At 58.8% G+C, this 12,593-nt stretch carries 11 protein-coding genes; 2 read left to right on the top strand and 9 right to left on the bottom strand.

The genetic code is table 11. From position 1 onward, the window contains the following. Positions 1 to 1,476 (top strand): Dyp-type peroxidase, encoded by a 1,476-nt coding sequence (locus tag YH63_RS01145; RefSeq protein ID WP_046829190.1) that lies wholly within the window; start codon positions 1 to 3, stop codon positions 1,474 to 1,476. A 33-nt stretch (positions 1,477 to 1,509) separates the two neighbouring features. Here YH63_RS01145 and YH63_RS01140 read toward each other — a convergent pair whose 3' ends face one another. Continuing rightward, entirely contained in the window at positions 1,510 to 4,731 is a 3,222-nt protein-coding gene (locus tag YH63_RS01140; protein WP_246657985.1) for an ATP-binding protein, read from the bottom strand. Between the two features lie 252 nt (positions 4,732 to 4,983). Between YH63_RS01140 and YH63_RS01135 the strand changes: the two genes are divergently transcribed. After that, on the top strand, positions 4,984 to 5,703 hold the full coding sequence (locus YH63_RS01135) for a Crp/Fnr family transcriptional regulator (protein WP_046829192.1): 720 nt from the start codon (positions 4,984 to 4,986) through the stop codon (positions 5,701 to 5,703). Positions 5,704 to 6,355: 652 nt separating this feature from the next. Here YH63_RS01135 and YH63_RS01130 read toward each other — a convergent pair. The 8 genes from YH63_RS01130 to YH63_RS01095 form a co-directional block, all read right to left on the bottom strand. Beyond that, on the bottom strand, positions 6,356 to 7,411 hold the full coding sequence (locus tag YH63_RS01130; protein ID WP_052753890.1) for an ABC transporter substrate-binding protein: 1,056 nt from the start codon (positions 7,409 to 7,411) through the stop codon (positions 6,356 to 6,358). 2 nt (positions 7,412 to 7,413) lie between these two features. Continuing rightward, on the bottom strand, positions 7,414 to 7,746 hold the full coding sequence (locus YH63_RS01125) for a hypothetical protein (protein WP_046829194.1): 333 nt from the start codon (positions 7,744 to 7,746) through the stop codon (positions 7,414 to 7,416). Beyond that, positions 7,743 to 8,501, bottom strand: coding sequence for an ABC transporter ATP-binding protein (locus YH63_RS01120; protein ID WP_046829195.1), 759 nt, complete (start codon positions 8,499 to 8,501; stop codon positions 7,743 to 7,745). Before YH63_RS01120 ends, YH63_RS01125 begins: the two co-directional genes overlap by 4 nt. Continuing rightward, positions 8,498 to 9,304 (bottom strand): ABC transporter permease, encoded by an 807-nt coding sequence (locus YH63_RS01115; RefSeq protein WP_083992675.1) that lies wholly within the window; start codon positions 9,302 to 9,304, stop codon positions 8,498 to 8,500. Before YH63_RS01115 ends, YH63_RS01120 begins: the two co-directional genes overlap by 4 nt. Beyond that, positions 9,301 to 10,083, bottom strand: coding sequence for an ABC transporter permease (locus YH63_RS01110; protein ID WP_052753891.1), 783 nt, complete (start codon positions 10,081 to 10,083; stop codon positions 9,301 to 9,303). The genes YH63_RS01115 and YH63_RS01110 overlap by 4 nt, the downstream gene beginning before the upstream one ends. Before the next feature lie 165 nt (positions 10,084 to 10,248). Beyond that, positions 10,249 to 11,022 (bottom strand): SDR family NAD(P)-dependent oxidoreductase, encoded by a 774-nt coding sequence (locus YH63_RS01105; protein WP_046829854.1) that lies wholly within the window; start codon positions 11,020 to 11,022, stop codon positions 10,249 to 10,251. After that, the gene (locus YH63_RS01100; RefSeq protein ID WP_246395249.1) at positions 11,022 to 11,519 is read right to left on the bottom strand and encodes a 2,4'-dihydroxyacetophenone dioxygenase family protein; all 498 of its coding nucleotides are present in this window, start codon (positions 11,517 to 11,519) and stop codon (positions 11,022 to 11,024) included. The genes YH63_RS01105 and YH63_RS01100 overlap by 1 nt, the downstream gene beginning before the upstream one ends. After that, on the bottom strand, positions 11,509 to 12,303 hold the full coding sequence (locus YH63_RS01095) for a FadR/GntR family transcriptional regulator (RefSeq protein WP_046829197.1): 795 nt from the start codon (positions 12,301 to 12,303) through the stop codon (positions 11,509 to 11,511). Before YH63_RS01095 ends, YH63_RS01100 begins: the two co-directional genes overlap by 11 nt. Between the last annotated feature and the right edge of the window lie 290 nt (positions 12,304 to 12,593).

Raw genomic sequence — 12,593 nt, 5'->3', positions numbered from 1 at the left:
ATGGAGAAGGTTGAGTGGGAGGATGTTCAAAGGCTTGTGTTGAGCGGATATCCGAAATTGCCTTTTTCCGCCTACCTCTTTTGGCACTTTGAACCCGACAAGGTCGATGCCGCAAAGCGATGGCTGGGCTCGCTGGCCAAGCGTCTGACATGCGCCGTTGCTCGTGGCGACAGGCAAGCGATCAATCTGGCGCTCTCGGCACCTGGGTTGAAGCACATTAACGTCAGCGATAACATGCTGAACAGTTTCTCTCCAGAATTTCTCGAAGGCATGGCGCCCAAGCCAACGGCAACGGGTCCTTCGCGTCGATCAAACATTCTCGGAGACCTCGGCGACAGTTCTCCTGAATTCTGGGAGTGGGGCGGCTGGAATGGGAGCCGGGACATCGACGGAATGTTGCTGCTCTACGCCAGCGACAGATCCTCTCTCATGGCACTGATCGATACCGAGATCAAAGCCATGGCGGGCGCAGCCGAGCCGGCATTGCGGCAGAACGGCGAGCGCATTGTTCTCGAAGGGCGGATTTATGAAGATCACAAGGAGCATTTTGGCTTCAAGGATGGAATTTCTCAGCCGATGATCGAAGGATCACCCAGGGCAAGCAAGAAGCGCAAGAAGAGTTCCGGCGATCCAGATGAGAACAAGGAACTGACCGCTGACGAAAAGCGCATTCATCTCGTCAAGCCGGGTGAGTTCATTCTCGGTTACAGGAACGAACGCCGTATCCGTATCTCAAGTATCTCCGGCACGAAGGATAGCAAGGGTGCAGAAGCGCGGGACATTCGGCGTAACGGTACCTACCTCGTTTTCCGGCAACTCGAGCAGGATGTGCGCGCCTTCAATGACTTTGTTGCAAACACCGCAGGGCGCGTATACGGGAGGACCGATGAACCGGCGCGGGAAGAAATCGCGGCGCGGTTGGTTGGGCGAACGCGCGAAGGGCATCCTTTGGTTCCTGTTGACCGAGGTCCCGACGCATCTCCGCGCAACGATTTTCTCTACCATTTCGAGGATCGCTTTGGTACGGCATGCCCGATAGGAGCGCACATTCGCCGCGCAAATCCCCGGGATACGATAGGACCGGACGCCGACACAGCGCTGCGCCTTTCAAAAATGCATCGCATCATCCGGCGTGGCAGGCCATATGGAGAACGGCTTGATTCAGGAATGGGCAACTCGGCTAGCCGAAAAGCGTCGCGCGGGATCTCGTTCATTGCTCTCAATGCCGACATCGCCGGACAGTTCGAAATGATCCAGCATTCATGGCTCAACAACACTCACTTCGGCGGCCTTCATGCGGGAACGGATCCGTTCGGGCATTTCAGTTGCACTGGAGATGTCGTCACTATTCAGGATCGTCCAATCAACCACTATATTGACCGGCCGCGCCCGTTTGTCAGGGTCCGCGGAGGTGCATACTTTTTCCTGCCCGGCATTGAGGCAGTACGTGCATTGGCGCGACCTGAGCTTGTTTGACGTCAACTGGATATTTGCCGGCCCCATCGCGGCTCATCTGCGTGCGATGCTGGGTTCGCCGCGTTGGTTTGCGCTAGTTTCAAGGGACTGACGACACATCGCTATCAACGTCTGCATGCCGCATTCTTCCGCAAGTTGAAGAGCGCGCTTGAAATGTGCTTCCGTCACGATGAGATCCTGCGGATCTGCGGCGCGTGCGATCTCACCGAGCAAATGCGCTGCATATGCCTGTTGTGGCGATTCTCCTCGTTGTTCGGCAAGTGCGAGAGCGCGTTTACCCGCCGCATGTGCTTCTGCGAGCCGGCCGGCCGCGAGCAAAGCCCGACCTTGAGCGAGGAAAAGATAGCGCCAGCCGAACGAATGTTCAGCCAGCGGCACGTCCAGTCGTTCAGGCACCGACAGGATATCAAGAGCGGTTTCGACGTCGCCCGCCGCGAGATGCGCCTCCCCCATTCGAGCTGCAAAGACCGGATACATCTGGACCATTTCGAGATCGAGGCAGGTCTGCCAACTTTCACGCAAGAGCGTAATCGCCTCGGCGTATCGCCCTTGCGCGGTGCGCAGACGTCCGAGCACGTGATTGATGTTCGCTCGCGAGTAAGCGTGATCCAGGATCTCGGCGCGCCGGCTGGCATCCTCGGCCACCGCCTGCGCGCGTCCGAGGTCACCGAGTTCAATCAAAGAGTCCGCCATGAAGGTACGCAAAAGGACGCTGGGGTAGGCGGCCCATCCGGCGCGTTTCTGGTCAAGTTCCGGCGTTTCAAGCGCAATACACCGTTCGTGAATATCGACCGATGCTGCGAAAGTTCCTGTCTCGTGATGAACAATGCCGACAATGAGAAGCGACGCGAACTGGAGCGATGAATCCCGGATCTGATTGGCAATGCCTCTCGCGGTTTCGGCGGCTGACATTGCTGCTGGATGTTCGCCAAGTCTCCAAAGCGCCACAGCAAGCTGGCAATTAACCGCGGCAGTGCGCTGCGGGTCTCCGAAGGGGTCGGCCAGACGGCTCGCTTCGCGCAAAATATCTGCAATCTGGCGATGTTTTCCGAGTGGTTCGAGCGCGATCACAAGCGCGAGACGGAAATCAATCTCGGCTTTGATCTTCGCGGCTGACGCTGGTAGATGCGACAGGGTCTCAAGGCCGCGTTCACAGATACTAACGGCGTCCTGATTAGCTCCGCGTTTGATGGCGCGCCGGCAACTGCGCAACTGGTAGGGAACGGCCTTTTCCCATAGCCCGGCATGGAACGCGTGATCAGCGAGCCGATCAACGTGCTCGTCAAGGCGGTCGGCGAAACGTGACTCGATGACCTCGACGGCTTTGGCGTGAAGCGAGCGCCGAAGGCCCAGCAGCATGGTGCTATAGACAACCTCCCGTGTGAGCTCGTGCTTGAAAGAATAGTCCGCGGATGTGGCGCTCCTGATCTTTCGAAGAAAGTCCGCGATTTCCAGCGTTCGAAGCTCATCTGATACTTCGGCCGGGGTTACATCCATCATTCCCGAAAGTAGATCGACGGAAATTTCCATGCCAATGACGGCTGAGGTCTGGAGTAACGACTTTGGAAAACCATCCAGCAGATCGATGCGCGCTGCGAGCACTGAATGAATGGTCGGCGGAATCTCAACTCGTCCGGTCTTCTTGGCGATCCGATAGCTGCCCGGATGCCCGTCAAGAAATCGCGTCTCTTTAAGCGTCTGGACAAGTTCTTCCATAAAGAGCGGGTTGCCTTGGGCCTGGGTTAGTATCCGCCTCTTTATCGGGGCGAGACTGCCGTCGTCGCCCATGAGCCAATCGATCAATTGGTGAGAGGTCGCATCGTCAAGCGGTGACAGATCCAGGCGCGTTGTGCCGCGATCGGGCGGAGCGCCCTCTGGGCGTTGGGTTGCGATCAGAACGATCTTCGTTCCGTTCAGCGCGCCGGCCAGACTCTGTAGAATGAGCCTTGTCTCCGCATCACTCCAGTGTAGGTCCTCGATCAGGATTACCAGGGGTTTTGATTGCGCGAGGCGAAGAGTAAGCGATCTTACGGCTTCGATAGTCCTGAGCCGCCTCTCTGACGGTTCCAGCTTTTTCCAGTCTTGATCGTCCGCGCTGAGATCCAGCAGCGAGAGAATTGGGGGCAGGAAAGCCGAGAGCGTGCGGTCCAGTCGATTGATCCCGTCCCTGACGCGATCGATCACGATTTCCGGATTGTCATCAGCGCCGACCTCAAACATGGCTCGGATCAGAATGCTGATGGGATAGTAGCTCGAACTCGTGCGTTGCGAGGGGCAAGCGGTCTCGAGTACGGTCCACTCATCAGACAGGTTCCGGATAAAATCGTGTATCAGCCGGGATTTTCCCAGTCCTGCCGCAGCGACAATGGTTAGCGATTGCCCATTTCCGGACGCGGCATCTTCGAGTGCGGTTCTCAGGCAGCGCAGTTCATTCTGACGGCCCACGAGGACGCTGAGGCCTCGCGCGGACCGGACCTGCCACCGGGTCCTTATCCGCATCGCGGTCAACTCGAAAACCTCAACGGCTTCCGAGACGCCCTTTACGTTGGCAAATCCGAGCGGTCTGACCGTCACGAAGCCTTTGGCAAGATCATGGGTTGCCGCAGAGAGCATGATCTTGCCGGGCCTTGCGATCTCCTCCAGCCGTGCAGCCAGATGAACGCTCTTTCCAACAGCGTCATAGTTCATTGCGAGATTATTGCCGATCGAATGGATGACGACCTCACCGGAATTCATGCCGATGCGAATGGCGATGTCTCTCCCGGTTGAGCGATTAAGCTCATCGACAGCGGTTCGCATCGCAAGTGCGGCGCTGCACGCTTGAACCGCATGATCTTCCCTCGCGATAGGAGCGCCGAACAGCGCCATGATCCCGTCGCCAAGTGTCTGGTTCACGAAGCCTTCGTGATGATGGACCGCATCCATCAAATTCTTGAGGACAGGACCGAGAACCTGGAGCGCTTCCTCAGGATCGAGCTGATCGATGAGGGCGGTTGAATCGCGGACATCGGCAAAAACGACCGTGACATGTTTGCGCTCACCCAACATTGCTCCGCCGGAGCGCAAGATGCGGTCTGCGAGGTCAGCGGGTATGTTGGATTGCAGAAAGGAAAGCGCGTGTGCCGCCGTGTCGCCGGAGCGGGCTTTCGGGCGTCCACAGCCGCCGCAAAACCGGGCTGTCGGTTCCATAAGGAAACCGCAGTAGTTGCACTGATGATCTGTGCTGCCAACCAAGCTACGCTGCCCCATGTTCATGGCAGCCCCGCAGTTTTGGGCCTAGGTTAGGTTTAAGGGTTCCTTTGACAATAGCAAGACGGACTCGCCCCTGGATCGGAAGCTCAGAAAATGGACGTGCGCCAAAGGGATGCGTCTAGTCTATTGCGCGTTGCTGCATCGCAGCTGTAATTGATTGAGATTCAACAAAAATTACGTTGCCCGTCCTCCCTCTGCCGTGATCATCTCCGGATAGGAAGACATTCAGTCGCTTTGCAACTGAGCCATATACTGATGCTTCAGGACGACAGACCAAAAGCAGCCCTCCCTGCAGGCGATAAGACGAATGTCTTGCGCAGCCATCCACTGTTTCGCGACCTTGAACGCGATGCGTTAGATCAATTGTGCCGTTACGCCAGAAAAAGAACCTTCAAACGTGGGGCAACAATTTTCGCAAAAGGGGATCCCGGCCAAAGCCTCTTTTTCATTATCAGCGGCACGGTGAAAATTGGCGTCTCATCCGCCGATGGCCGAGGAGCCATCTTCAACATGGTCGATGCTGGAGAAATGTTTGGCGAGATAGCGGTCCTTGATGGCCTCGCCAGAACTGCTGACGCGATCGCAAATTCTAACTGCGAGTTATTTTTCATTGATAGGCGGGACTTTCTAACCTTGCTTGCCTCCCAGCCGGTGTTGGCGACAAAATTGATAGAACTGCTCTGTGTCCGATTGCGCTGGATCAGCGATCATGTGGAGCAAGTCATATTTCCTGAGTTGTCAGGCAAGCTGGCCAAGGCGCTTATGCGTCTGATCGATCGACCGGGCGCGGCCTTGGACAAGACAATCGCCATCACGCAGCAGGAAATTGGTGAGATGCTTGGCATGTCGAGAGAAAGCGTCAACAAGCAACTGCATGAGTGGGCCGAGCGCAAGCTCGTTCGTCTTCAACGCGGCTCGATTACTGTGATCGATGTGGAGTCGTTGAAGGTCATGGCTGAGCGCTCGCAGGATTGATCGCTAAAGCTCCTGTGTTTTTCGGAGTTCAACGAGCGGACACGTTTTGCGGTTTGCACTGGGTCTGTGCTGTTGCGCCTGTTGCACCTGCACGGATTCGGATTTCACCCGCGAGTCCGGCCGGGACTCGAGAGCGAATCCAACCAAGGCGACAACAAGAACAAACTCCGCAGCCAGGATCGAAATCGACCATCGCCAACACACCGTCCAGTTCCGCCGGCTAGCTAGGTCTAGATGGGCAATTTTTCCTATTGGGGCTTGCATGAGAGCCTCCTGTGAAGGAAGCGCTTCAATAGCCTAGGTCCGAATGGGGGTATGTGAACCAGGTCACAGATCAATCGGCGAATTCGCGGCGAACAAGCGAACGCCCCAGGGGGGCCTTCATCGATACTGTTGTGGTCTGTAAGCACTCGGACGATGGCGCGGTCGTTCGCTAGTTCCGCCAGCTTGGCGGCGTGATCGCCACCGGCAAGGCCGGGAGCCAGCATTGCTGCTACCGACTACGTCCGTGACGAGGCTTCGAGAAAGAGCCATCGAGGCGTTTGAAAAGTCGTTCTCCGACAACGAGGTCTTCATCATTCCGACCGGCATGGATGTGGAACGTCCACGCCGACGGGCAGGGAAGATCCCCGCCCGTCACGTGGATTAGTTTTCAGGGTTTGAAAACGTAACCCGGACCGATCGCCACGTTCGCCGGAATCGGCGGCAGGTCAGCGAACAGCTCAGGCTTATCCTTCATCACCTTCAGGATGTGCTTCGGCTCGATGTGCTTGTTGACGTCGAACGTCGACTTCAGGATACCAAGCCGCGCAAGGCGATCCTCCGCGCTCCAAAGTGCGCGAAAGTTGTTTGCGGACAAGCGCCGGTCTGCCTGCTGGATATTGAACTGCATCGCCGCTTCGGCGATTTCCGGCTTCAGGCCTGGAATCCAGCGGGTCGCGATTCCAGCGGCCTGTTTCGGATTCTTGCGCATCCATTGGTCGGCTTCGGAGACGGCGGCGAGAAACTTCTCGATGGTCTCGCCGTTCTTCTCGACCCACGGACGCAAGGCGACATTGAATCCGAGATAGGAAATCACGTCGCCGCCCCGGATTACCTCGATGGCGCCGGGAACGTCCTTGCCCGCAACGATGGGCCATGGATCCCACGCCGAGAACGCGTCGATGCCCTTGGCGAGCAGCGCAACCGTCATATCCGGTGGCGGGGTATTCACCAGCGTCACGTCTTCCGGCTTCAGGCCGGCCTTCTCAAGGATCGCCAGAATATAGAGATGATTGATCGTGCCGAATGAGGCGGCGATCTTCTTGCCCTTCAGGCTTGCGAGGTCGCCCTTGACGATTCCGGCACCTTCGCGCGCGATCACCGCCATGGTTGCATCAGAACCGGCCTTGGTCGCATTTCCGCTGTAGTTGCCGAGCGCGACAAGATCCATTCCGCGCAGGACGGCGCCAATCATTGGCACGCCGACCTGAACGATTTCACTTTCGCCAGCCTGCAGCGCATTCAGAGCATCGACGCCGGTCGCGTAGGGCCGGGCGATCGTGACATCGAGGCCGTTTTTTTCGAAAAAGCCGCGTTCGAGCGCGATCGGAAGCCCGATCTGATCGATGCCGGTCACCATGCCGGCTTTGACTTTCACCATCGTCTGCGCTTGCGCCGGCGCGCACGCCAGCATCAGTGCAGCTCCCAACATCAATAATCGTTTCATTATTATCCTCCCTCTTTTATCGGCCCGACGCTCGTCACCCAGTAAGGCCGGGCAACCGCGTTGAGATCCGTTCGTTTGACTCCTCGTAGTGCTATCGAATGGTCGTCGGCACCGGCGACCCTTCCATATTGCTGAAACGACTGAACGTGAAAGCGTTCAGGCACAAAAGGCAATTCAATCTGGATATTGACCTTCTCGGAAGCACCTTTGAGCTCCGGCGAAATCTTCATTGGCGCGGCGAGCGTCAGCCAGAGCTGGAAGCAGAGCCACGCGGCAACCACGCCGAGCACGACGCGTCCCTTGGTCGAGCGAAGGGCTTCGGATGCGAGGCTCATGCGGAACGCACCATATGCAACACCTGTGCGGACAACTTCTTGAAGGTATCGTCTTCGATCAGGTCGTCCCAGATTCGCGGGCGTGGCAGATCCACCTTGATCTGGTCGAGAACGCGGCCCTTTGAGAGAACGACAACCCGGTTGGCAAGGAACACAGCTTCGGGCACATCGTGGGTAATGAAGATCACCGTCGGGCGACGCTCCTGCCAGATGCGGGTGAGTTCTTCCTGGAGCGTCATGCGCGTCTGCGCATCGACGCTGGCAAATGGTTCGTCCATCAGAAGCACAGCCGGATTGTTGGCGAGTGCACGCACCACGCCGACGCGTTGCTGCATGCCGCCGGACAGTTCGTTGGGATAACGGTTCGCGGCGTGGGTCAGCCCCGCGAGTGCAAGATACTCGTGCGCGATCTTGTCCCGCTCCGCCTTCGGAACGCCGCGCATTTTCGGACCAAAGCCGACATTGTCCAGAACGGTCTTCCATGGAAACAGGGCAAAGGACTGAAACACCACGCCGCGCTCAGGGCCGGGACCGTCGATGGCCTTTCCGTTCAGCAGGATTTCGCCGCCGGAGTGCGGAATGAAACCGGCGACCATATTGAGGATCGTAGTCTTCCCGCAGCCGGATGGCCCGACCACAGAGACGAACTCTCCCTGTTCGACATCGAGCGAGACATCCCGTACGGCGGTGACATGCTCGCCGGCATACGGATCAAAGTAGGTCTTTGCGAGATTGCGGATCGAAAGCGTGCTCATGATGTCACCAATCCCCAGCGTTTGCCGGTCGCGCGCTCGATCGGCGCGAGTATCCAGGCGTCAACGATGTACCAAAGCAGTCCAAGAATGATCATGCCGAGAATGATCTCGACGGTGGAGCCGGCACGGCGCGCATCGAACATCATGAATCCGATGCCGCTGGTGCCGACGATGATCTCCACGGCGATGAGCGCGCGCCAGCCGTAGCCGAGACCGTTACGAAGGCCGGTGATGATGTTGGGCAGCGCGCCGGGCAGCGTCACTTCCCAGAGCACGCGCGCGCGTGATGCGCCGAGGCTGCGGGCGGCGCGCGCGAGGTCGCGTGGCACGGATTCGACGCCGAGGACCGTGTTGAGGACCACCGGAAACAGGACCGTGTAGACGATCACGAAGGTCATGGTGGTGAGGCCGAAGCCGAACCAGATCAGCAGGATCGGCAGCCACGCGATGTCGCCGATGGCCTGGAAGAACAGCAGCACGGGCCAGCAGGCGCGATGCGCCCAGCGGCTGGTGCCGATCAGGATGCCGAGCGGAATGCCCAGCGCCATGCCGACCGCAGCGCCGGTGATCAGCCGGATCAGGCTGTCTTGAAGGTAGTCGGGCAGGATGCCTTTATATGTGAGTGTGAAGAACGACCGCACGACATCGCCGGGGCCGGGGAAGAATGCGCGGGGAAATACCCCGGCTTCGGAGATTGCGGTCCAGAGCAGCACCACCGGAATGAACGGAATCACGGCGGCAAGGCCCGGCCAGCGGGCGGTCATTCGGGTATAAGCGCTCCAGCCTTTCAGGATGATGTTCATGCGCGCCTCACCATGCCCCAGCGCTCGATAGTCGAACGCTCCAACGGAACCAGCAGCAGGCGATCGATCAGCAGCCACAGCACGCCGATGACAATCATGCCGAGTACGATGACCTCAGTGCGATAGAAATCGCGGGCGACGAATAGCATGTAGCCAAGGCCGACATTGGTTGCGATCATCTCCGCTGCGATCAGCCCGCGCCACGCGAAGCCGAGGCCGGTTCGAATTCCAGTGACAATATTTGGCAACGCGCCGGGCAGCAGCACCTGGGTCAGCAGCGCCCAGCGACCGGCGCCGAGCGACGCAGCGGCATTGCGAAGCGAATAGGGAATGGTTGAGACGCCGAGCAGCGTATTGTACGCGACTACGAAGAATACGGCATTGAAGATCACGAAGATGATCGCGCCGAAACCGTAGCCGAACCACAGCGTGGCGATCGGAATCCATGCGATGCCGGCCAGCACGGAGAAGAAGCGAAACAGTGGCGTTAGAAACGTAGAGATTGCGGGACTGACGCCCATCGCGATGCCGAGCGGAACCGCCGTAACGATGCCGATCAGGGTTCCCAGTCCGACGCGCAACAGGCTCGCGCCGATATGATTGATCAGCGTGCCGTCGCGGATTGAATCCATTGCGGCCGTGCCGACCGAACCTAAGGATGGGAAAACACGCGGATTGATCTGGAACAGCGGGACCACAATGGCCCACAGGATGACGAGGACGAGCAGGGGCGCCACGAACATCGCAGCACCCACGACGGAGCTGAAGCCTCGCGTCATCCATCTCGGCCGAATCTTCTGACTGGGTATCACCAGCACGGTACCTCCCTGCGGCCGGTGTTCCGGCCCATATCGTTGTCGTTTCTTGTAGGGCGCTTGTTGTTCAGCGCTTTTAGACTAAACGTGATCAAGCCGCGTGATGCGCGGCACGTCGCCACATCGCTGTCATGCGATGGCATATCCTCCATCAATGACGAGGACTGTTCCGGTGACGAACGATGCGGTTGGCGAACACAGATAGAGGACGCCGCCGAGCAGGTCCGATGGCTTTCCCCAGCGTCCGAGTGGCGTTCGGTCGAGTATCGGCTGGCTGCGTGCCGGATCGGCTTGCAACGCGGAGGTGAGGGGCGTTTGAATCCACCCCGGTGCAATGGCGTTGACGCGAATACCGTCACCCGCATAGGCGATAGCGAGCGACTTGGTCAGCTGCGAGATGCCGCCCTTGCTGGCTGCATATGCGGGAACAAGACCGCCGCCAAAGAATGAAAGCATCGACGCCAGATTGACGATAGCGCCATTCGAACTCGCCAATAATGGCCGCGCGGCAGCGCACATCCGCATGGCGCCGTTGAGATTGATATCAATCACCGACTGGAACACATCGGGATCAAGTTCCTCGCCGCGGCGAATGACGCCTGCGCAGTTGACCAGCACGTCGAGGCCGTCGAAGGAGCCGATCAAGGATTTGATGGCGTCGCTGTCGCGGACATCCAGTTGATGCGCGCGCGCCTTGTTCAGCACAGGATCGGTAGCCGCTGCCGCGATTTCGGCATCGCCAACGCCGGTCACGGAGACGTCTGCACCTGCTTCGATAAAACCGCGTGCAATGCCTGCGCCGATTCCCGATGTTCCGCCGGTCACGAGTACGCGCTTTCCGGCGTACCAGATCGACGCCCACGCGGCAGAGGCTGTCTCACGCGATATGGCGGGCCCGTCCATCATCGCACGAACTGATCGACGTAATCGCGGCCGAGACCGCTTGCTTCATAATGGGCGCGACACATGTCGATCTTGGTGAATACGTCCTCATACCCGACGTGCTTGTTCTGCTCGTCGAGATAAACCATCGATCCCTGGATGTTGAAGAAGGTGATCATCTCGGAAGTGTCTTCAGGCACGACGAGGGTGTGAATTTCGCCCGGCGGCTCGAACACGTAGGAGCCCTCAGTGGCGACCCATTTGTGCTCGCGGTAAAACCACTTTCCCTTCAGCACAAAGCCGTGAACGGGGTTCGGATGAAGGTGGCGCGACAGTACGCCGGACTTTCGCACCCGCAGCAGGTTACACCACTGGCCCTGCCGGGTGTTCAGCATCAGCGGCCTGAACCAGACGTCAGGAGCCTGAGGCACCCAGACGCGCTCGTCTTCCGGGATCGCGACCACCGCGATCTCCGGCGATGCAAGCACATGGGTCGAGCCCTTCATATCACGATACATACTGCTTCCTCTGGGTCTTCAGCTTGGCCGAGGGCTGGCTCGATGAAAGTCGTGCGCCGCCGGATTTTCGTTTTGAAAGTTTGGACTCCGTGAATCCGAGAACCTGCTCCATCGCGGCTCGCGCCTTGCGGGAATTGCCTTCGTCGATGGCGTGTGCCACGGAGGCGTGATTGGGCAGATTGTCGTCGAACCAGCCGGCACTGCCGACGGCCACCAGAAAAACCGTGCTCAGAATGGTGTCGATCGCGCCCCTGAAGCCTTGAAACACCCGGTTGTGGGTGGCATCCAGGACGGCCAGGTGAAATGCCTTGTCGGCCGCAATGGCGCTGGCCTGATCGTGCGACGTCTCCATCGCTGCCAATGCTGCGTTGATGCGCAGCCGATCGGTTTTGGTCGCGCGTTTGGCGGCCAATGCTGCCGCAGCCGGTTCGATGATCGAGCGCACTTCCTGGATTTCCAGCAACAGTTCGCGATCCGGATCACCTTTACCGACCAGCCAGCTCAGCACATCGCGATCGAGCAGGCTCCAGTCATGGCGAGGCAATACGCGGGTACCGTGACGCGGGCCGACGCTGACAAGCCCTTTCGCAGCCAGTGTCTTGATCGCCTCGCGAACAACGCCACGCCCGACGCCGAAACGCGCTTCAAGATCGGGCTCAGGCGGCAGCGTTGCGCCGACCGGAATAACGTCACGCGCGATTTCGCTGCCGAGCGTTGCCAGGACGGCGTGAATGCGTCCGGGCTTGGCGACTCTGCTGATTGTCCTTGGGCGGGGTTTTGCCACCGGTTTCCGTCTCCCAGCCGCCGTTCTCGATGACGGCGTTCCGGAGACGCTAGCACGGGCTGGTTTGGTGTTGCAATCATCCGATGTTTAACATCGGATGATTTAGCTCATATCGCATTGCAAAATTCCGGTGCCGCAGCCACGAAGGTCTGTTCTGCAGACGAGATCGAGGCCGCATGGCAGCATCGGTTGCCGGCGAGCCGGGCGCCGATCAACGGCCTGCCTTTGTAAATGGCGCGGAACGCTCAACAGCCCGCGCTCATTTCTGGCGCTCTGTTCGCCCATGGATG

Origin of the sequence: Afipia massiliensis, assembly GCF_001006325.2 — a bacterium.
In the GTDB taxonomy this organism is placed as follows: domain Bacteria; phylum Pseudomonadota; class Alphaproteobacteria; order Rhizobiales; family Xanthobacteraceae; genus Afipia; species Afipia massiliensis_A.
Note: the sequence above shows the minus strand (reverse complement) of the source record. Positions and strands in the feature narration are given on the sequence as shown.